Origin of the sequence: Enterococcus sp. DIV0176 (assembly GCF_050528535.1) — a bacterium.
GTDB classification, from domain to species: domain Bacteria; phylum Bacillota; class Bacilli; order Lactobacillales; family Enterococcaceae; genus Enterococcus_B; species Enterococcus_B thailandicus.
Genome location: NZ_CP172879.1, coordinates 1042336 through 1063537 on the forward strand (window position 1 = coordinate 1042336; position 21202 = coordinate 1063537).

Below are 21202 nucleotides of genomic sequence, written 5' to 3' on the forward strand. Positions count from 1 at the left end.
TAAGCAGAGACAGATAAAAACATCGGAGGAATTACATGACTGAGAAAGAACAAGTTCAAAAAATCGTAAAAAAATACAATAAGAGTATTGCTGATCTATCCAAAAATGCCACAGCGAAAGAATTTAAAACAGTGATGAACTATATAGCAGATGAGGCAAATCGTAAGCAACGAAAATTAGTGGGATTGGATAAATAAAAAACTGATTGATATGTTCCAATTATGGAAACATATAAAAGACACAAACAACTTTATAGACTATTTTCTGTAAAGTTGTTTGTGTCTTTTAAGTAGTTGCACCCATTATGTTTTTTCTAATGAATAAATAAGCAGACTACCAACTAAACTATTAACAAAATATACCAGTAAGGCAGAATTATCGAGAAAAAAATTTGATACTAAAAAAGTAGCGACAATTAGAAAAGTAAAAATGAGTATTTTTTTTTTAGCTAGACCACGTTTTATGCAAGTGTATAAAAACAAGCAGCTACCAATAAAAGTAAGTGTAATCCAGACAGATTTTGGAAGATCAGATAGGGTGACAAAACCTATATTAGAGCCGAGGATTAAGATAATACTTATGACCAACAAATTTCTATTCTTCAATAAAATCCCTCAATCTATTTTAAAATGTACCGCTGACGATATTTGGAAAAATTCCATTCATTTCGACTCCTAAATAAACACCTTGTCCGTTTGAGGCGGCTTGGATAACTTGATAGGTAAACCCAGCCAAACTTGGAAAGCCTAAAATCCCTACTGCTCCCGCAATAGCAGTTCCAACTGGACCGAGAGAAATGGTTCCTAACCCGACTATTGCTGCATAAATAGCTGACGGTCCGATTAAAGCTGCTGAGTAAAGAGCAGAAACTACATCAGCATGAGTGAAATATACTTTGCTCCCTTTAACATACATTCTGGATTGAATATTGGAAGTTTCGTTATCCCAAGAGATTGCTGGAGCTTTTAACATGGAATCAATTGTAACGATATCATCATCAGTAAAACCATATTCTGTTTTTAATGTATCATAATCAATTGATAAAGCAAGCTGATTATGATTGAAATAGAAGTATGGATATATATGAGTTAATTTGTTCATAAAAAGTTGTTGTTGTGAATTAAGATCTAAGGTAAAAGAATCTATGTTTGAAAGCTGAATACCATTAGAATCTACGACAGCTAAATCATCTGCATTTACAACTAGACTAGCACTACTTAGAAGTGAAAAACCTAACATTGATGTTGCGGCTAAACCAATAAATCCTTTTCTCATCATTTTATTTATCCTCTTTTCTTATATAAATTTATTTAACTCCAGTTGTTTGCCAAGCGCCGTCGAGTAATAATTCAGGATATGTTTCCATAAAATAACCTCCTTCATATAATGGTTGTTTGCAAAGTAATTATATAAGTAAATTTCTCATCAGATTATTTTGCATAGTAATTCGTCAAAAAAGTATTTTTAAATAGAGTAAAATGATTTAAAATTTTACAAAAAGGGAGGGGTTTGTATGGAGCACAATGAACTATTGAAACTTTTACGAAAAGAAAGGAATTTTACCCAAGAAAAGCTGGCTGAAGGGATTTCACATAGAAATACATTGTCTTCTTTTGAAAATGGGGGAATTAAAATAAGTTTTACTATTTTATTGAAATATCTTAAAAGACTAAATATTAGCTTAGAAGAATATGAATTCATATTGAATGAAAAAGAATTAGAAGGTAAAAAGAAAGTATCTGTTGAATTATCGAAAAAGTACCTTAATCCTTTTGATATAAATTTTGCAAATGAAATTCTGGATATGTATATTGATACCAAAGATTTCTATTATTACAGTTTATATGCTCAATATTATTTAGTTAGAGAGTATAAAGGTGACGCACTAGATAAAAATGAACAACGCAAAATTGCAAAAAAAATCATTAACTATTTAGATAAGATACAAACATGGGGAAGATTCGAACTTGTTATATTTTCAAATTGTTTATTTTTATTTGAAGATAAGTACATAAGGTTTAATTTTGTCGAAAGCATACAGCACATGAAAATTTATTTAGATAGTTCAAATTACTCAAGAGATTTACAAAATTTTATTATCAATGGCCTGTCTTTATCTTATACGAGAAAAAATGAAACAAATATCCAATTATTTTTAAGTGAACTTGATAAAATTATTTTTAATAGCGATGATATGCAAGCTAAAATGGTAAAAAATATTTTTAGTCTACTATTAAATCATGATCAGGGGTTTGACGATGAAAATGAAAAAAGAAGAATCGTAAATACATTAGAATTGCTTGATGAAATGGGATGGGTCGATTATATTGAAAAAGTTTATACATAAACGTATGTGAAAAATATTCTAAGTCCACTATCCAACAATGAATGGTTAGAATAATGTATACCACGAAGATAACATATTATGAAAAAATAAAATACAAGTATTGAATAAAAAACAAACATCTGAAATAATACATTTTTGTTTAAGAATAAATAACTGTGTCAAAGATATCTTAAGAGAAAAATACCCTGATTTTAATAAACATGTTACTACGCATACCTTTCGCTACACGCATATTTCTCTTTTGGCTGAAGCTGGCGTCCCAATCAAAGCCATCATGGATCGAGTGGGTCATTCCAATATGAAAACAACACTGGAAATTTACAATCAAGTGTCTAGTACAACGAAAGAAAAAGTGATCCAAGAAGTCAATTCTTGGATTTTTTAGTGGATTTGTTCATGAAATACAGTTAGTATGCTTTTATATGAGTGATCGAAATGAGTGATCGAAAAGAAGGTCGAAAAATGGTACGACTTTTCGGCGTAAGGAGAATTTAAGTCAATGAATGAAACAACTAATTCCGCAGAACATAAAACTTCTGCGTATATCCATATTCCATTTTGTGAGCATATTTGTTATTACTGTGATTTTAATAAAGTTTTTTTAGAGGGCCAACCAGTTGATGAGTATGTTGAAATGTTACTAAAAGAGATGAAGTTGATGATGGAGAAACATCCTATAGAAGATTTAGAAACATTATATGTTGGTGGGGGAACACCAACTTCGTTATCCGCACAACAATTAGATCGTTTGCTAGCAGGCGCTCGTGATATTTTACCTTTTCGAACTGGAAAGGAATTTACTGTTGAAGCGAATCCAGGTGATTTAACGCGAGAAAAACTACAAGTCATGAAAAACTATGGTGTGAACCGTTTATCTATGGGCGTTCAAACGTTTGATAATCGTTTGTTAAAAAAAATTGGCAGAAAGCATACTGCTGAAGATGTATACCAAACAATGTCATTTTTAGAAGCAGAAAACTTTTCCAATGTAAGCATTGATTTGATTTATGCTTTACCTGGACAAACACTTGAAAATTATCGTGATACACTGGAAAAAGCATTAGCGCTAGATTTACCGCACTATTCTTTATACTCGTTGATTTTGGAAAATAAAACAATGTTCATGAACTGGGTAAGACAAGGTCGATTAGAGTTACCCGATCAAGAAACAGAAACGCAAATGTTCGAGGAAACGATTGAAGCAATGGAACAACATGGCCGTCATCAATATGAAATTAGTAATTTTGGATTGACCGGTCATGAATCACAACATAATCTAATGTACTGGAATAATGACCATTATTTTGGGTTTGGTGCAGGGGCAAGTGGGTATCTTGATCAAACACGTTATCGAAACAAGGGGCCAATCCAGCATTATTTGCGTCCCTTGCGTGAAGGAAATTTACCGATTTTAGAAAAAGAAACGTTATCACGAAACAATCAGATTGAAGAGGAGCTGTTTTTGGGGTTGCGTAAAAAATCCGGGATCAACAAACAACATTTTTATGATCGTTATCAACAAACGATAGAGTCACTCTACCAGTCAACGTTAGATACGTTAGTGAAAGACGACTTGTTGGTGAACACTGAAGAAAGAGTTTATTTAACCCCTAAAGGTACATTTTTAGGGAACGAAGTTTTTGAAAAATTTTTGTTACCAAAAACAGAAATCAATGAATAAAAAATGTTTAAATTTAGTTAAATAAAAAGATAATCACAAATAATTGCGTAGCGAGAAGTCAAACAAACATTGATTTCCCGCTTTTTTTTTGAATAAAACTCATTGTTAGCACTCGGGGTGGAAGAGTGCTAAAAAGTGATGTGTTTTTCTTGACAGAAAGAAGACGACTTGTTATATTAGTAAGTGGGTTAGCACTTAGAAGATAGGAGTGCTAATGAGAGGTGATGGAAGATGTTAACACAGCGTCAAAGTGATATTTTGCGTCTGATCATCCAAAACTATACGAGTAGTGGCGTACCCGTTGGTTCCAAAACGCTAATGGCTGAGGGAATTGAAGCAAGTTCAGCGACGATTCGCAACGATATGAAGGCGCTAGAAGAAGACGGGTTGCTGTTAAAAACTCATTCTTCCTCTGGTCGGATTCCATCTGCGGCGGGATATCGTTACTATGTGGATCATTTATTGAAACCAACTCGTGTAACAAATGATGATTTGCAAGTGATTAGGCAGTCTTTAGGAAAAGAATTTCATGAGATTAACGAAATCATTCGTCAGTCCGCTGAAATTTTATCTGAACTGACAAGCTATACGACATTCTCGTTGGGACCAGAAGTGAAAGATCGCCGATTAACTGGTTTCCGAATCGTACCGTTAAACCATCGACAAATTATTGCTATCGTGGTGACGGATAAAGGCAATGTTGAAAGCCAGGTATTTACTCTTCCAGCAAACCTGGGGAGCCAAGATTTAGAAAAAATGGTTCGGCTTGTGAACGACCGCTTGGTGGGTGATCCGCTAATGACGGTTTATCAAAAACTGCGAACAGAGATCCCAATGATCTTACATAAATATTTCCAATCAACGGAAGGTATCTCCTACTTATTTGATGCTGTTTTAGGTCAAGTATTTGAAGATAAGATTTATGTGAGTGGACAAATGAACCTGCTTGATTATGAACCCCATCAAGATTTGAATCAGTTTAAGTCGATGTTTTCTTTAATGAGGGATTCCGACGAGCTTACTCAAATGATTGTTCCGATGGATAGTAATATTCATATTAAGATTGGCTCTGAATTAGGGAATGATCTGCTACAAAATATGAGCATGATTCAAGCAAGTTATGAAATTGATGGACATGGCCGAGGAACAATTGCTTTACTTGGACCAACAAGCATGCCGTATTCACGAATGTTTGGGTTGGTCGATGTCTATCGAAAAGAATTAGCGAATAGACTGGCTGATTACTATCGTTTGCTTGATTTGTCTGGCTCATGATTGTAAGTCCGCATTTCTAAAATTGATAGCAGCTAATCTGATTTTTAATATGAACAATCAAGACAGCTGACTGAATAATGAAAGGAAGACTGTATCGTGAAAGAAAACCAAGAGGAATTAGAAAAAGAATTAAAAGACATCCAGCAAGATTTGGAAGTCGATACAGAAGCTGCGGAAGACTCAGGTGTTTCAGAAGTTGAAGTGGAAAATGTTGAAATCGTCAACTTGAAAGCTGACTTAGAAGAAATGGAAGATAAATTCCTACGCGCCCGAGCTGAAATTGCCAACATGGCAAACCGCGGAAAAAATGAACGTGAACAATTGCAAAAATATCGTTCACAAGATTTAGCTAAAAAATTATTACCTTCAATTGATAACCTAGAGCGAGCGCTAGCAACAGAAGTTTCAGATGAACAAGGTGCTAGCTTGAAAAAAGGTGTCGAAATGGTATTAGAAGGTGTTCGTTTTGCTTTGAAAGAAGAGGGAATTGAAAAAATCCCTGCAAAAGGCGAAACATTTGACCCAATGCTTCACCAAGCAGTCCAAACTGTTCCCGCATCTGATGAGGTGCCGGCAGATACGATTGTGGAAGTTTTGCAAGAAGGATATAAATTACACGATCGCGTATTAAGACCAACAATGGTCATTGTCGCGCAGTAATTCGTGCAACTATAAACTAAATTTTATTTAATGAGGAGACGTTAATATGACTAAAATTATTGGTATTGACTTAGGTACAACAAACTCTGCAGTTGCTGTATTAGAAGGAAACGAAGCAAAAATTATCGCAAATCCAGAAGGAAACCGTACAACACCATCTGTTGTTTCATTTAAAAATGGTGAAATCCAAGTTGGTGAAGTGGCAAAACGTCAAGCTGTAACCAACCCAAACACAATTTCATCAATCAAACGTCACATTGGTGAACCTGGGTATAAAGTAGAAGTTGAAGGAAAATCTTACACACCACAAGAAATTTCTGCAATGATTCTTCAATATATCAAAGGTTTTGCTGAAGATTACTTAGGTGAAAAAGTTGAGAAAGCAGTTATCACTGTTCCTGCATACTTTAACGATGCACAACGTCAAGCAACAAAAGATGCTGGTAAAATTGCTGGTTTGGAAGTGGAACGTATTGTCAACGAACCAACAGCAGCAGCTTTAGCTTATGGCTTAGACAAAACAGACCGTGATGAAAAAATCTTAGTATTTGACCTTGGTGGTGGTACATTTGACGTATCAATCCTTGAATTAGGTGATGGTGTCTTTGATGTATTATCAACAGCTGGTGACAACCATTTAGGTGGGGATGACTTTGATAACAAAATCATTGATTACATGGTTGCTGAATTCAAAAAAGAAAACGGCGTAGACCTTGGTCAAGACAAAATGGCTTTACAACGTTTGAAAGATGCTGCTGAAAAAGCGAAAAAAGATTTGTCAGGTGTTTCAAGCACTCAAATCAGCTTACCATTTATCACAGCTGGCGAAGCAGGACCTTTGCATTTAGAAATGACATTGACTCGTGCAAAATTTGATGAGTTAACAGCTGACTTAGTTGAACGTACAAAAATTCCAGTACGCCAAGCATTAAAAGATGCTGGTTTATCACAATCTGAAATTGATGAAGTAATCTTAGTTGGTGGTTCAACTCGTATTCCTGCAGTTGTTGAAGCTGTAAGAAAAGAAACTGGTAAAGAACCAAATAAATCAGTGAACCCTGATGAAGTCGTTGCAATGGGTGCAGCAATCCAAGGTGGGGTCATCACTGGTGATGTAAAAGATGTTGTTTTACTTGACGTAACACCATTATCATTAGGTATCGAAACAATGGGTGGGGTCTTCACTAAGTTGATTGATCGTAATACAACAATCCCAACAAGTAAATCACAAGTATTCTCAACAGCTGCTGATAACCAACCTGCTGTAGATATTCATGTTTTACAAGGTGAACGTCCAATGGCTGCTGATAACAAAACACTAGGAAGATTCCAATTAACTGATATTCCTGCAGCACCACGTGGTATCCCTCAAATCGAAGTTACTTTTGATATTGATAAAAACGGGATCGTCAATGTATCAGCGAAAGATCTAGGCACTTCAAAAGAACAAAAAATCACAATCAAATCTTCATCAGGTTTATCAGACGATGAAATCGAACGTATGGTAAAAGATGCAGAAGCTAATGCAGAAGCTGACAAAGCTCGTAAAGAAGAAGTTGATCTTCGCAATGATGTAGATGCCTTATTATTCTCAGTTGATAAAACATTGAAAGAATTAGAAGGTAAAGTAGACGCAGAAGAAGTTCAAAAAGCAGAAACAGCTCGCGATGAATTAAAAGCGGCAGTTGAAGCAAATAACATTGAAGAAATGAAAACAAAACGTGATGCTTTGAACGAAATCGTTCAAAACTTAACAGTTAAATTATATGAACAAGCTGCACAACAACAAGCGCAAGAAAATCCTGAAGCAGCACAAGGCGGAGCAGACGATGTCGTTGATGCTGACTTTGAAGAAGTCGACGGCGACGACAAATAATTAGTTCCCTAGTGTGCTAGGAGTAGACTAGAACAGAAAAGTTGGACTTTGATGATAGCTGTAAATTCAGTTGAAGCCATCTTTTCTGAAACGTCTACCTATTCGTAAAAAAGAGAAGGCTATGGGGAAAGTCGATTCGACTTTTTGCCACAGTCTTTTTCTTTTGAAAGAATGCAAGTAGCAGTTTTGGTTTCAACTAAAATGTGATATGATTACAAGCGATGTGAATTTGATGTATTAGAACCAATAGGAGGAAAGCCTATGGCAACGAAACGTGATTATTATGAAGTCCTAGGAATTTCAAAAGGGGCTTCAGAAGATGAAATAAAGAAAGCTTATCGTAAACTTTCTAAGAAATATCATCCTGATATTAACAAAGAAGCAGATGCAGAAGAAAAATTTAAAGAAGTGTCTGAGGCTTATGAAATTTTAAGTGATCCGCAAAAGCGGGCTGCGTATGATCAATATGGTCACGCTGGTACAGATCCAAACTATGGCGCTGGAGGCGGAGGCGGCTTCGGTGGCTTTGGAGGATTCTCCGGAGGCGGAGGCGGCTTCGGTGGTTTTGAAGATATCTTTGATTCTTTCTTTGGCGGAGGCGGAGGTCGTTCAGTTGATCCAACGGCACCTCGCCAAGGAGCTGATTTACAATACACAGTTGATTTGAGTTTTGAGGAAGCAATTTTTGGTATTGAAAAAGAAATCAAATACAACCGCGAAGAAGTTTGTCATACTTGTCATGGGAATGGTGCAAAACCTGGGACGGAACCAATTACATGTCAAAAATGTCATGGTTCAGGAACAATCAATGTTGAACGTCAAACACCATTAGGTCGCGTGATGAGTCGTCAAACATGTGATGTTTGTCATGGAACCGGAAAAGAAATCAAAGAACCATGTCCAACTTGTCATGGCTCTGGTCATGAAAAGAAAGCTCACTCTGTGAAAGTGAATGTACCAGCCGGTGTCGAAGAAGGACAACAAATGCGTTTAGCTGGTCAAGGTGAAGCAGGTGAAAACGGCGGGCCATTTGGTGATTTATATGTAGTCTTCCGTGTTGAAGAAAGTAATATTTTTGATCGTGATGGTTCAGAGATCTATTACGAGTTACCATTGAGTTTTGTGCAAGCAGCTTTAGGAGATGAAGTTCAAGTTCCAACTGTTCACGGTGATGTTAAGTTAAAGATCCCAGCAGGAACACAAACAGGAACAAACTTCCGTCTTCGCGGAAAAGGTGCGCCTAAACTACGTGGTGGTGCAACAGGTGACCAACATGTGAAAGTGAAACTGATTACGCCGAAGAACTTAAATGAACAACAAAAAGAAGCGTTACGCTCATTTGCTGAAGCAGGTGGAATGAAAGTCGAAGAACAACAAGAAGATGGTTTTTTCGATAAAATGAAGGACGCTTTTGGCGGAAAAAAGCGTAAATAATAAAACGGTGAAGCTGACAAATGTGTCGCTTCACCGTTTTATTACTTATACGTTCAATGTAGTAAACTCTTTTGGAAATAAGCTGAGTAAAAAAGAACTGCGATGAACGCGTCATTCCTTCAGTAATGAATAGTAAAAGGGATAAAAGAAGAGCTTAGTGACGATTGGCTCTTCTAAAATACAAATCAAAAAAGCATCGTCAAAATCTTATTCAAGATTTTGACGATGCTTTTTCATGGTTTGAAACTGTTTCAGGTTCTTTTGTTAAATATCTAAAACTTTATCTAAAAAGTCTTTTGTACGTTCATTTTGTGGATTTTCAAAAATTTGTTCTGGCGTTCCATCTTCAAGGAAGTTTCCACCGTCAATGAACATGACACGATTGGCAACTTCTTTGGCAAATCCCATTTCGTGAGTAACGATGACCATGGTCATTCCTTGCTTCGCAAGTTTTTTCATGACGTTTAGAACGTCGCCGACCATTTCTGGATCAAGTGCAGAGGTTGGTTCGTCAAAAAGCATGATGTCTGGGTTCATTGCTAATGCACGGGCGATCGCAACGCGTTGTTTTTGTCCGCCGGAGAGCATTTCTGGTGACATATCTTTTTTGTCAGCCAAGCCAACTGTATCTAATAGCTTGATTGCTTTCTTTTCTGCTTCTTCGCGAGACTCCTTTTTCAAATCCATTGGCGCAAGAATAATATTTTCTAAAACAGAAAGGTGAGGGAACAAATTGAAATGTTGGAACACCATTCCGATATGTTGACGAACGAGATTGATATTTGTGTTTTTATCCATTAAGTGAGCGCCGTCGATGATAATATCTCCGTCAGTTGGCTCTTCTAAACGATTTAAACAACGCAGAAAAGTACTTTTTCCTGAACCAGAAGGGCCAATGATACAAACGACATCACCTTCGTTGATTGAGACGTTGATATCGTTCAATACAGTATTGTCACCATATTTTTTTACAAGATGTTCAACTAAGATTTTTTCTGACATCTTACTTCACCTTCTTTTCTAAAACTTTCGCTAATTTTGTTAAAGCGGTAATCAAAACTAAATACATGATTGCAATGATTAGGTAAACGTACGTACTTTGGGTTGTACGGGCAACGATAATTTTACCAGCTTGAAGTAATTCGACAACACCAATTGCAGAGATGATTGTTGTATCCTTCAATGAGATAACAAACTGGTTAACGAATGAAGGGAGCATGATTCGAATTGCTTGTGGCAAGATGATTTTTTGCATCGTTCGATTATAAGATAAACCTAAACTTCTTGAAGCTTCCATTTGTCCGACAGGAACAGCATTGATTCCGCCACGAACGATTTCTGCAATATAAGCACTCGCGTTTAATGTCAATGTAATAACGCCGGCAATGAAATCAGGGATTGTAAATCCAACGATACCAGGCAAGCCAAAGAAAATGAAGAAGGCAAGTACCATCATTGGAATTCCGCGAATCACATCAACGTAAATGGTTGCGATTGTGCGTAGCGCACGAATTGGTGAAGCGCTGAATAAGCCGAAAATGACACCAACAACTAATGCCAAAGCAAATGATACCAAAGCAAGTACGATCGTCATCCAGAAACCGCGTAATAGTGGTTTATAATTGTTTTTGATCAAGCCAATGATTGTTGATTCATCTTTGGTTGAATCGGCTGACTCATTTGAAGTAGCTACATACTTGTCGATGATTTTGTCATAAGCTCCTGTACGTTTTAACTCTTTAAGACCTTCATTGAACATTGCTAAAAGTTCTTGATTTTCACCCTTTTTTACTGCAAAGGCATACTTACCACCAGATTCTTTTGCAATCGGTGTATCAATTTTTTGGCCTCGTTTGATGGCATAACCAAGGACAGGATAGTCATCCATTATTGCGTCAATCGCACCAACTTTTAACCCATCGTATAGTTGGTCAGCAGCATCAAAGTATTTGATTTTATAGCCATATTCTTCTTCGTGATTACTTAGAAATTCCGCACTTTCGGTTCCGACTTTGGCACCAACTGTTTTTCCTTTTAAATCTTTGTAGGCTTTAATGGATGTATCACCTTGTTTTACACCTAACTGGATTCCGCTATCGAAATAAGTGTCAGAAAAGTCGTAACTTTGTTTACGCTCATCTGTGACGGTCATTCCAGCAATCATGCCATCAGCTTGACCAGATTCTAACGCTTGCAAAGCAGCAGAAAAACCGCGGTAGTCCATTTGGATATTAAATCCTTGAAGCTCAGAAATCTGTTTCATTAATTCAACATCGATTCCTTCATACTTGCCATCTGTATTTTGAAACTCGAATGGTGCAAAGGCAGAGTCGCTAGCAACGACGTATTTGTCTTTTTTGGGTTGAATCATTTGCATCGTCTCGGCGGTGCTTGATTCCGTATTTTTTGTTTCTGCTTGGGCAGGATTGCTAGTTGCAAGTGTGACAAATCCTACCATTATGAAAATGAACGAGTAGAATAAATGCTTTCTTTTCATAATTACCTCCTAAATTCTCAATATCTGTTTATTATAGGGGAAAAGTAATGAATCAGACAAGTTCTGAAGCTTAAAAAAATGAAAAAAGCGACAAAACCTAACAATCAATGTTATAAAACATAACATCTGTAGTCGAGGGAAAGAAGTGGCGAAAGTATGTTCGGTGTGTTATAATTTTTTAGTAAGGAATGCCTTTGCTTTCCTTTTCTTTTTGCAAGTCATAAAATGAAAAGGAATGAATGAAAAGGGGGACGAAAAATGATTGAAAGAGATACCTCTCAACGATTTGAGCTTGTCTCGAAGTACCAACCAGCGGGGGATCAACCTGAAGCGATACGCCAATTAGTTGATGGTGTTGTTGGTGGGAAAAAAGCGCAAATCTTATTAGGTGCAACCGGTACGGGGAAGACCTATACGATTTCCAATGTGATCCAGGAAGTAAATAAACCAACATTGATTATTGCACATAATAAAACTTTAGCTGGACAATTATATGGAGAGTTTAAAGAATTCTTTCCAAAAAACGCGGTTGAATATTTTGTTTCCTATTATGATTACTATCAGCCAGAAGCGTATGTTCCATCTAGTGATACTTATATTGAAAAGGACTCAAGTGTCAATGACGAAATTGATAAGTTACGTCATTCGGCTACGAGTTCCCTTTTAGAGCGAAACGATACGATTGTGATCGCATCTGTTTCTTGTATTTTCGGATTAGGTTCACCTTTTGAGTATCAAAAGCAAGTTGTTTCGGTTCGACAAGGAGCAGAACTTGACCGTAATCAATTGATTCGTAATTTAGTTGGGATTAATTTTGAACGAAATGATATTGACTTTCAGCGTGGTCGGTTCCGAGTGCGCGGTGACGTGGTGGAAATTTTTCCAGCTTCACGTGATGAACGTGCTTTGAGAGTCGAATTTTTTGGTGATGAAGTCGAACGGATTCGTGAAGTAGATGCATTAACTGGCGAAGTGCTTGGAGAAACAGAACATGTCGCTATTTTTCCGGCTACTCACTTTGTAACAAATGATGAGCATATGGAACAAGCCGTTGCGAATATCAAAACTGAACTAGAGTTGCGCTTAAAAGTGTTACGAGAAGATAATCAGTTATTAGAAGCACAACGATTGGAGCAACGAACAAATTATGATATTGAGATGATGTTGGAGATGGGCTACACTTCAGGAATCGAAAACTATTCGCGTCATATGGATGGCCGAAAAGAAGGAGAGCCACCTTATACGTTACTTGATTTCTTTCCAGAAGATTTCTTGATTGTCATCGATGAATCCCATGTAACGATGCCTCAAATTCGCGGGATGTATAACGGTGACCGAGCAAGAAAGCAAATGTTGGTTGATTATGGTTTCCGTTTGCCTTCAGCACTTGACAATCGGCCGTTGAGATTAGAAGAATTTGAGCAACATGTCCATCAAATTATCTATGTTTCAGCTACACCGGGACCTTATGAACATGAGCAAACAGATACAGTGATCCAGCAAATTATTCGTCCAACCGGTTTATTAGATCCAGTGATTGAAGTTCGCCCTATCATGGGACAAATTGATGATTTGGTTGGTGAAATCAATGAACGCGTGGAGAAAAACGAACGTGTTTTTGTGACGACCTTAACGAAAAAAATGTCTGAGGACTTGACGGATTACTTTAAAGAGCTTGGTATCAAAGTTAAATATCTACACAGTGATATCAAAACACTTGAGAGAACAGAAATCATTCGTGACTTACGTTTAGGTGAATTTGATGTTTTAGTTGGGATTAATTTATTGCGTGAAGGATTAGATGTCCCTGAAGTTTCGTTGGTAGCCATTTTAGATGCTGATAAAGAGGGCTTCTTGAGAAGTGAGCGTTCACTTGTCCAAACAATTGGACGTGCAGCGCGAAATTCAGAAGGTAAAGTAATTATGTATGCTGATAAAATAACGGACTCCATGCGTTCAGCAATGGATGAAACGGCACGGAGACGTTCGATTCAAGAAGCTTATAATGAAGAACATGGGATCGTACCGAAAACGATTATCAAAGAAATTCGTGATTTGATTTCTATTACGAAAGAGGCAAAAGATGAATCAAAAGGAACCGTTCAAGTTTCTTACAATGAAATGAGTCGAAAAGAAAAAGCTGATTTACTGATGAAATTAGAAAAAGAAATGAAAGATGCTGCGAAAGCTTTAGATTTTGAAACTGCCGCTAATTTACGTGATACGATTTTAGAATTGAAAGCAGCAGAGTAAAGAGCAGGAGGACGAGATGGCTAACGATAAAATTATTATTCATGGCGCCAGAGCGCACAACTTAAAAAATGTAGATGTAACAATTCCAAGAGATAAATTTGTAGTAATTACAGGGTTATCTGGTTCTGGGAAAAGCTCATTAGCTTTCGATACACTTTATGCAGAGGGACAACGACGTTATGTCGAAAGTCTCTCAGCCTATGCTCGTCAGTTTTTGGGACAAATGGATAAACCAGATGTTGATAGTATCGATGGCTTAAGTCCGGCGATTTCGATTGACCAAAAAACGACAAGTAAAAATCCTCGTTCGACGGTAGGAACAGTAACGGAAATCAATGATTATCTGCGTTTGCTTTTTGCTCGTGTGGGACACCCAATCTGTCCTAACGACCACATTGAGATTACCAGTCAATCGGTTGAACAAATGGTTGATCAAGTATTGGAATTGCCAGAACGGACAAAAATCCAAATTTTAGCACCAATTGTTGCAAAGAAAAAAGGGCAACATAAAAAAGTATTTGAGCGAATCCAAAAAGAAGGTTACGTTCGTGTACGAGTGGATGGCGATACCTTTGATATTACTGAGGCTCCTGAACTAGAAAAGAATAAAAAACATGACATTGCGATTGTTATTGACCGAATTGTGGTAAAAGAGGGCATTCGTTCACGTTTGTTCGATTCTTTTGAAGCAGCATTACGTTTGGCAGATGGATATGCCTTGGTTGATGTGATTGGTGAAGAAGAAATGTTATTCAGTGAACATTACTCTTGCCCTTATTGTGGCTTTACAGTTGGTGAACTAGAACCACGACTATTTTCATTCAATGCGCCATTTGGAGCTTGTCCAGATTGTGATGGACTTGGTTTGAAATTAGAAGTCGACCAAGATTTAGTTATTCCTGATCGTGCGAAGACCTTGGCTGAAGGAGCAATTGTTCCATGGAATCCAATTAGTTCTCAATACTATCCTCAAATGTTGGCGCAAGCGTGTGAAAGCTATGGAATTGATATGAACACACCGTTTGATGAGTTGCCAACAGAGCATCAAGAAATTGTTTTGAATGGGACGGATGAATTATTCCATTTCCATTACGAAAATGATTTTGGTGGTGTGCGTGATGTTGAAGCTTCTTTTGAAGGCGTACTAAAGAATATCGCGCGTCGTTACCAAGAAACAAGTAGTGATTTTACGAGAGAACAAATGCGTCAATATATGACTGAATTAACTTGTCAAACATGTAAAGGATTACGTTTAAATCCGCAAGCATTGTCTGTCAAAATTAATGGAACAAATATTGGCGAAACAAATGAATTGTCAATCAAAAAGGCAGTTGACTTCTTCTCTGATTTAACTTTATCAGAACAAGAAACGATGATTGCTAAACCAATTTTAAAAGAAGTTAATGATCGACTATCATTCTTAGAAAATGTTGGCTTGGAATATTTAACTTTGAGTCGGGCTTCTGGAACACTATCTGGTGGGGAAGCGCAACGTATTCGCTTAGCTACCCAAATTGGCTCAAATCTTTCCGGTGTTCTGTATATTTTGGATGAGCCATCGATTGGATTGCATCAACGTGATAATGATCGTTTGATTGGTTCATTGAAGAAAATGAGAGATTTAGGAAATACCTTGATTGTTGTGGAACATGATGAAGATACCATGCGAGCAGCTGATTATCTGATTGATGTAGGACCAGGCGCGGGTGAGCAAGGCGGACAAATCGTTGCAGCTGGTACACCTGCGGAAGTTGCGAAGGATCCTCATTCGTTAACAGGACAATATCTTTCAGGGAAAAAGAAAATTGCTGTGCCAACAACGCGTCGTCAAGGAAATGGTGAAGCAATTAAAATTACTGGAGCAGCAGAAAATAATTTGAAAAATGTGACCGTGGAGTTTCCTTTAGCAGAATTTGTGGCAGTTACTGGTGTCTCTGGCTCTGGAAAAAGTACTTTAGTTAATGGTATTTTGAAAAAAGCTCTTGCACAAAAATTAAATCGAAATTCAGCTAAACCGGGTAAATTCAAAACGATTTCTGGCTATGAAACGATTGAAAAAATCATTGATATCGATCAAAGCCCGATTGGTCGGACACCAAGAAGTAATCCAGCAACCTATACAAGTGTCTTTGACGATGTTCGTGATCTTTTTGCACAAACAAACGAAGCCAAAATGCGTGGCTATAAAAAAGGGCGCTTTAGTTTTAACGTAAAAGGTGGCCGATGTGAAGCTTGTCGGGGCGACGGAATCATCAAAATCGAGATGCACTTCTTACCGGATGTCTATGTTCCTTGTGAAGTTTGTCATGGAAAACGATACAATTCTGAAACATTGGAAGTACGTTATAAAGGGAAAAACATTGCTGATATTTTAGAAATGACTGTTGAAGATGCTGTAGAATTCTTCCAACATATTCCTAAGATTCATCGTAAATTAAAGACAATCGTGGATGTTGGTTTGGGTTATATTACAATGGGGCAACCGGCAACAACATTATCCGGTGGGGAAGCACAACGGATGAAGTTAGCCAGTGAGCTGCATAAAATATCTAACGGAAAGAATTTTTATATTCTTGATGAGCCAACGACTGGACTACATGCAGATGATATTGCACGCTTACTAGATGTTTTGCAACGTCTAGTGGATGCAGGAAATACAGTATTAGTGATTGAGCATAACTTAGATGTCATCAAAACGGCAGATTACATCATTGATTTGGGACCAGAAGGTGGTGATGGTGGCGGAACGATTTTAGCCACTGGAACACCAGAAGATATTGTCCAAGTAAAAGAGAGTTATACTGGGCGATACCTAGAAAAAGTGATGAATGAAAAGGTCTAAAAATTAAAAAATGGTGATATGGTTAAAAAAACTTTAAAAGATGATAAAACACTTGTTTTTTTAGATAGCATCTTCTAAAATACATTACAAGGTAGTTCTTTCTACACTGAATTGGTATAGATAAAAACTTCCTATAAGTTCAATCCGTTCAAAAAAGAATTGAGCAATCGGAGGAGTTTCCTTTGATTGCTTTTTTCTTTATGGTATGATATTCCTTGTGTAGTTAAATAAAGAATCAGTAGATTAATGAGTAAGTGAGAGATTGTGATGAATAGTAATGTAAATGAAGAATTTGTTCCTATATTATTAGGAAGTGATATGAACGTCTATGGTATGGCACGTTCATTTAATGAAGCTTATGGTAAAGTGTGTCAAGCATATGCTTCAAACCAACTTGCGCCAACTCGTTACAGCAACATCGTGAGTGTCGAAGTAATTCCAGGTTTTGATAAGGATCCAGTTTTTATTGAAACGATGCTACGCTTGGCAAAAGAAAAATATTCAGATCAAAGTAAAAAATATTTGTTGATTGCTTGTGGAGATGGATATGCAGAGTTGATTTCTCAACATAAAGAAGAACTTTCAGCATACTTTATTTGTCCGTATATTGATTATTCATTATTCGAACGATTAATTAATAAAGTAAGCTTTTATGAAGTTTGCGAAGAATATCAACTTCCTTATCCCAAAACATTGATTGTTAGAGAACCAATGTTAGTGAATGGCCGCTTGGAACAAGACTTGCCATTTGAGTTTCCAGTAGCGTTAAAACCAGCAAATAGTGTAGAGTATCTTTCTATTCAATTTGAAGGACGAAAAAAAGCATTTATTATCGATAATCGTGAAGAATTTGACTTGATTTTAGGACGAATTTACGAAGCCGGATATACAAGTGAAATGATTGTTCAAGATTTCATTCCTGGAGATGACAGCAATATGCGCGTGTTAAATGCCTATGTTGATGAAAATCATCAGGTTCGGATGATGTGTTTGGGACATCCACTTTTGGAAGATCCAACACCTGCATCAATCGGTAATTATGTCGTAATCATGCCTGATTACAATGAAAAAATTTACCAGACAATCAAGAAATTTTTGGAAACAATCGAGTATACTGGTTTTGCGAATTTTGATATGAAATATGATCCACGCGATGGAGAATACAAATTATTTGAAATTAACTTACGCCAAGGACGTAGTAGCTTCTTTGTTACGTTGAATGGGCTAAATTTAGCGCGCTTCGTTACAGAAGACAGAGTATTCCATGAACCATTTACAGAAACTATTTATGGTACGAAAGATTCCGCAGACGCAAAACTATGGCTGGGCGTACCTAAAAAAATCTTTTTAACATATGCTAGAGAGAACGAAGATAAAAAAATTGCAGAAAAAATGATTCAGGAAAAACGTTTTGGTACAACTGTATTTTATGATGGCGATCGTTCATTGAAACGATGGGTACTAATGAAATATATGTTCCATAACTATATTCCTCGATTCAAAAAATATTTTCATGTGAAAGAAGGCTAGTCATGGAGAATTTTTTCAGTATTTTGGGCGGTATGGGAACAATGGCAACGGAGAGTTTTGTCCGCTTGATCAATCACCGCACGAATGCAACTAGGGACCAAGAATATCTAAACTATGTATTGTTCAATCATGCAACGGTACCGGATCGAACTGCTTATATTTTAGATCGTGAGAAGGAAAATCCAATTCCTTATTTGCTGGATGATATTGAAAAGCAAAACCTACTACAGCCAAACTTTATCGTATTGACTTGTAATACAGCACATTATTTTTTTGATGAGCTACAAGCAGCAACAAATATCCCAATCTTGCATATGCCAAGAGAAGCAGCCAACGAGTTAGTTCGTCAACAAACGACTGGTTCAGTAGCTATCTTAGGGACAGAAGGTAGCATGAAGGCAGGAATTTATGAGCGTGAAGTGAGACAATTAGGCTTTGACGTAGTGACTCCTGATGACAAACTACAAGCGAAAATCAATCATTTGATTTATCATGATATCAAAGAATCAGACTATTTAAATGAAGCTTTGTACTATGAAATTTTAGAGGAAGCGGTCGGACAACTAAACTGTGAAAAAATCATTTTGGGTTGTACCGAATTATCATTGATGCAAGAATTTGCTTCTGATAATACGTACCCAGTGATTGATGCACAATCAATTTTGGCTGATCGAACAATTGAGCTAGCAGAAAAATTTCGGGAACAATCTTCTAATGCTAAATAGTAGCGACAATTAATTGAATCGTTAACGATAGAAAAACTTGGAGCAAGTATCATCATTTGTGGTATTTGGTCCAAGTTTTTTGTAACAACAGGTTATTTTTCCATGAAAATTCCATAAATAGGAAAGATATAGCTAGCGATGATACGCCCGGAATGATATAATTTAAATGACAATTAGAGAGGGGTTCGAGAAGATGGCTGAAAATTTACAACTCGTAATTATTACAGGAATGAGCGGCGCAGGAAAAACTGTGGCGATACAAAGTTTTGAGGACATGGGATACTTTTGTATTGATAACATGCCTCCAAGATTGATTCCTAAATTTTGGGAACTAATCAAAGAATCTGGAAAGGTAACAAAAATGGCATTAGGTGTCGATTTACGTTCTCGTTCATTCTTTGAAGAAATTCAAAAAATGTTGATTGAAATTGTCAATACGGATTTCATTGATACTTCGATTCTGTTCTTAGATGCTTCAGATGAAGAATTAGTAGCCCGCTACAAAGAAACTCGTCGTACCCATCCGATGGCAATGGATGGCCTAGTAACTGAAGGAATCCGTAAAGAACGTGCGATTTTAAATGAATTAAGGGTGCAAGCATCCGTTGTTATCGATACGACAACGATGACGCCACGCCAATTAAGAGAAAAAATCATTGCTACATTCAAAACGCAAGAAGATCAAGGCTTCCGAATTGAATTTGTTTCTTTTGGATTCAAATACGGGTTACCGATTGATTCAGATATTGTGATGGATGTGCGTTTTTTGCCAAATCCTCATTACATTCCAGAGTTACGCCCGTTAACTGGAATGGATCAACCCGTTTATGATTATGTGATGTCGTTTACTGAAACAGAGGATTTTTATAGTCAATTTCTTCATTTATTGGAGACTGTTTTGCCGGGATATGTCAAAGAAGGAAAGAGCAGCTTGACTGTTGCAATTGGTTGTACCGGCGGACAACACCGTTCAGTTGCTTTAACAGAACGTTTATCAAAAGCGTTGAGTGAAAATTATAAAGTGAATGTTACGCACCGTGACAAAGATAAGCGGAAAGAGACGGTGAATCGCTCTTGAATATGAAGACCTATCGAATTAGAAAACCAAAAATTGTGGTAGTCGGGGGTGGAACGGGTCTCCCAGTTATCTTGAAAAGTTTACGAAATCAAGGCGCAGACTTAACGGCCATTGTAACAGTGGCGGATGATGGAGGAAGTAGTGGTGCAATTCGGGAATCAATTTCAATGGCACCACCTGGTGATTTGCGAAACGTATTGGTGGCACTTTCTGATATGCCTCAGTTTTATGAAGATATTTTTCAATATCGTTTTAAGAAAGAGGATCAATTCTTAGCTAATCATAGTATTGGTAACTTGATTATTGCGGCTGTTTCAGAAATGAGAGGTAGTACGTACGATGCGATTCAGTTATTGTCGAGAATGATGCACGTAGATGGGCATATTTATCCATCGTCTGAAACACCTTTAACGCTCCATGCTGTATTTAAAGATGGAACAACAGCTGTTGGTGAATCAAAAATTGCGTTAGATCGTAAAACGATTGACCATGTCTTTGTGCGAAATACGACGGACGATCAAGTAGCAAAAGCAGCGCGTAAAGTTGTGAACGCTATTGCGGAAGCAGATATGGTTGTACTTGGTCCGGGAAGTTTGTTTACGAGTATCTTGCCCAACTTAGTTATTCCTGAAATCGGCGAAGCAATCGTTAAAACAAAAGCAGAAGTTGTTTACATCTGTAATATCATGACGCAAAAAGGTGAAACGGAACATTTCACTGATGCGGATCACATACGTGTGTTGCACGAACACTTACAGGAGAAATTTATTGATACGGTGTTGGTGAATACAGAAAAGGTACCAGAAGATTACATGGATCCTGAAATCTATGATGAATACCTTGTTCAGGTTCAGCATGATTTCAACGGGCTTAGAAATGAAGGTTGTCGCGTTATTTCAACTGATTTCTTGGAGTTGAAAAATGGTGGCGTGTTCCATGACGGCGAAAAAGTCGTTGAAGAACTTTTTCGGTTAGTTTTTGGATCGAAATATTAAATTAGGATT

General features: G+C 37.1%; 16 protein-coding genes and 1 pseudogene. 14 read left to right on the forward strand and 3 right to left on the reverse strand.

Annotated features, from left to right (window positions below; all coding sequences use genetic code 11):
- Window positions 1-35 precede the first annotated feature (35 nt).
- On the forward strand, window positions 36-197 hold the full coding sequence (locus tag IGJ66_RS05020; RefSeq protein WP_430616911.1) for a hypothetical protein: 162 nt from the start codon (window positions 36-38) through the stop codon (window positions 195-197).
- 427 nt (window positions 198-624) lie between these two features.
- Here IGJ66_RS05020 and IGJ66_RS05025 read toward each other — a convergent pair whose 3' ends face one another.
- Window positions 625-1278, reverse strand: coding sequence for a hypothetical protein (locus tag IGJ66_RS05025; protein ID WP_067484252.1), 654 nt, complete (start codon window positions 1276-1278; stop codon window positions 625-627).
- 235 nt (window positions 1279-1513) lie between these two features.
- Between IGJ66_RS05025 and IGJ66_RS05030 the strand changes: the two genes are divergently transcribed.
- From IGJ66_RS05030 to dnaJ, 7 genes and pseudogenes are all read left to right on the forward strand, one after another.
- Window positions 1514-2347, forward strand: a complete 834-nt coding sequence (locus tag IGJ66_RS05030; RefSeq protein ID WP_430616912.1) for a helix-turn-helix domain-containing protein — start codon at window positions 1514-1516, stop codon at window positions 2345-2347.
- A gap of 154 nt (window positions 2348-2501) precedes the next feature.
- Window positions 2502-2732: pseudogene (locus IGJ66_RS05035) on the forward strand (tyrosine-type recombinase/integrase); the annotation flags it as partial.
- Between the two features lie 114 nt (window positions 2733-2846).
- A complete protein-coding gene (hemW, locus tag IGJ66_RS05040) occupies window positions 2847-4028 on the forward strand; it encodes a radical SAM family heme chaperone HemW (RefSeq protein WP_075491004.1) in 1182 nt (393 codons plus the stop codon).
- A gap of 231 nt (window positions 4029-4259) precedes the next feature.
- Window positions 4260-5303 (forward strand): heat-inducible transcriptional repressor HrcA, encoded by a 1044-nt coding sequence (gene hrcA / locus IGJ66_RS05045; RefSeq protein WP_067484260.1) that lies wholly within the window; start codon window positions 4260-4262, stop codon window positions 5301-5303.
- 96 nt (window positions 5304-5399) lie between these two features.
- Window positions 5400-5963 carry a nucleotide exchange factor GrpE gene (grpE, locus tag IGJ66_RS05050; protein ID WP_067484263.1) on the forward strand — a complete coding sequence of 188 codons (564 nt, stop codon included), beginning with the start codon at window positions 5400-5402 and terminating at the stop codon, window positions 5961-5963.
- A 46-nt stretch (window positions 5964-6009) separates the two neighbouring features.
- Entirely contained in the window at window positions 6010-7839 is a 1830-nt protein-coding gene (dnaK, locus tag IGJ66_RS05055; protein WP_067484266.1) for a molecular chaperone DnaK, read from the forward strand.
- 261 nt (window positions 7840-8100) lie between these two features.
- Window positions 8101-9273 (forward strand): molecular chaperone DnaJ, encoded by a 1173-nt coding sequence (dnaJ, locus tag IGJ66_RS05060; protein ID WP_067484269.1) that lies wholly within the window; start codon window positions 8101-8103, stop codon window positions 9271-9273.
- A gap of 264 nt (window positions 9274-9537) precedes the next feature.
- Here dnaJ and IGJ66_RS05065 read toward each other — a convergent pair whose 3' ends face one another.
- A complete protein-coding gene (locus IGJ66_RS05065; protein WP_071868498.1) occupies window positions 9538-10275 on the reverse strand; it encodes an amino acid ABC transporter ATP-binding protein in 738 nt (245 codons plus the stop codon).
- 1 nt (window position 10276) lies between these two features.
- Window positions 10277-11770 carry an amino acid ABC transporter substrate-binding protein/permease gene (locus IGJ66_RS05070; RefSeq protein WP_086271026.1) on the reverse strand — a complete coding sequence of 498 codons (1494 nt, stop codon included), beginning with the start codon at window positions 11768-11770 and terminating at the stop codon, window positions 10277-10279.
- Window positions 11771-12028: 258 nt separating this feature from the next.
- Between IGJ66_RS05070 and uvrB the strand changes: the two genes are divergently transcribed.
- The 6 genes from uvrB to IGJ66_RS05100 all read left to right on the forward strand — a co-directional run bounded on the left by uvrB (window position 12029) and on the right by IGJ66_RS05100 (window position 21193).
- On the forward strand, window positions 12029-14023 hold the full coding sequence (gene uvrB / locus IGJ66_RS05075) for an excinuclease ABC subunit UvrB (RefSeq protein WP_067484275.1): 1995 nt from the start codon (window positions 12029-12031) through the stop codon (window positions 14021-14023).
- A gap of 16 nt (window positions 14024-14039) precedes the next feature.
- The gene (gene uvrA, locus IGJ66_RS05080) at window positions 14040-16865 is read left to right on the forward strand and encodes an excinuclease ABC subunit UvrA (RefSeq protein WP_067484278.1); all 2826 of its coding nucleotides are present in this window, start codon (window positions 14040-14042) and stop codon (window positions 16863-16865) included.
- Between the two features lie 264 nt (window positions 16866-17129).
- Window positions 17130-18395, forward strand: a complete 1266-nt coding sequence (locus IGJ66_RS05085) for a D-aspartate ligase (RefSeq protein ID WP_172843722.1) — start codon at window positions 17130-17132, stop codon at window positions 18393-18395.
- Window positions 18396-18397: 2 nt separating this feature from the next.
- Window positions 18398-19120: an amino acid racemase gene (locus IGJ66_RS05090; protein ID WP_067484284.1), complete on the forward strand. Its 723-nt coding sequence runs from the start codon at window positions 18398-18400 to the stop codon at window positions 19118-19120.
- Window positions 19121-19313: 193 nt separating this feature from the next.
- Entirely contained in the window at window positions 19314-20198 is an 885-nt protein-coding gene (rapZ, locus tag IGJ66_RS05095) for an RNase adapter RapZ (RefSeq protein WP_430616913.1), read from the forward strand.
- Window positions 20195-21193 (forward strand): gluconeogenesis factor YvcK family protein, encoded by a 999-nt coding sequence (locus IGJ66_RS05100; protein WP_172843723.1) that lies wholly within the window; start codon window positions 20195-20197, stop codon window positions 21191-21193. The genes rapZ and IGJ66_RS05100 overlap by 4 nt, the downstream gene beginning before the upstream one ends.
- The last annotated feature ends 9 nt before the right edge of the window (window positions 21194-21202 follow it).

What these genes read in the sequence shown, in the direction of transcription:
- IGJ66_RS05020 (WP_430616911.1), top strand. Translation starts at nt 36, where the DNA reads ATGACTGAGAAAGAACAAGTTCAAAAAATCGTAAAAAAATACAATAAG.
- IGJ66_RS05025 (WP_067484252.1), bottom strand. Translation starts at nt 1,278, where the DNA reads ATGATGAGAAAAGGATTTATTGGTTTAGCCGCAACATCAATGTTAGGT.
- IGJ66_RS05030 (WP_430616912.1), top strand. Translation starts at nt 1,514, where the DNA reads ATGGAGCACAATGAACTATTGAAACTTTTACGAAAAGAAAGGAATTTT.
- hemW (WP_075491004.1), top strand. Translation starts at nt 2,847, where the DNA reads ATGAATGAAACAACTAATTCCGCAGAACATAAAACTTCTGCGTATATC.
- hrcA (WP_067484260.1), top strand. Translation starts at nt 4,260, where the DNA reads ATGTTAACACAGCGTCAAAGTGATATTTTGCGTCTGATCATCCAAAAC.
- dnaK (WP_067484266.1), top strand. Translation starts at nt 6,010, where the DNA reads ATGACTAAAATTATTGGTATTGACTTAGGTACAACAAACTCTGCAGTT.
- dnaJ (WP_067484269.1), top strand. Translation starts at nt 8,101, where the DNA reads ATGGCAACGAAACGTGATTATTATGAAGTCCTAGGAATTTCAAAAGGG.
- IGJ66_RS05065 (WP_071868498.1), bottom strand. Translation starts at nt 10,275, where the DNA reads ATGTCAGAAAAAATCTTAGTTGAACATCTTGTAAAAAAATATGGTGAC.
- IGJ66_RS05070 (WP_086271026.1), bottom strand. Translation starts at nt 11,770, where the DNA reads ATGAAAAGAAAGCATTTATTCTACTCGTTCATTTTCATAATGGTAGGA.
- uvrB (WP_067484275.1), top strand. Translation starts at nt 12,029, where the DNA reads ATGATTGAAAGAGATACCTCTCAACGATTTGAGCTTGTCTCGAAGTAC.
- uvrA (WP_067484278.1), top strand. Translation starts at nt 14,040, where the DNA reads ATGGCTAACGATAAAATTATTATTCATGGCGCCAGAGCGCACAACTTA.
- IGJ66_RS05090 (WP_067484284.1), top strand. Translation starts at nt 18,398, where the DNA reads ATGGAGAATTTTTTCAGTATTTTGGGCGGTATGGGAACAATGGCAACG.
- rapZ (WP_430616913.1), top strand. Translation starts at nt 19,314, where the DNA reads ATGGCTGAAAATTTACAACTCGTAATTATTACAGGAATGAGCGGCGCA.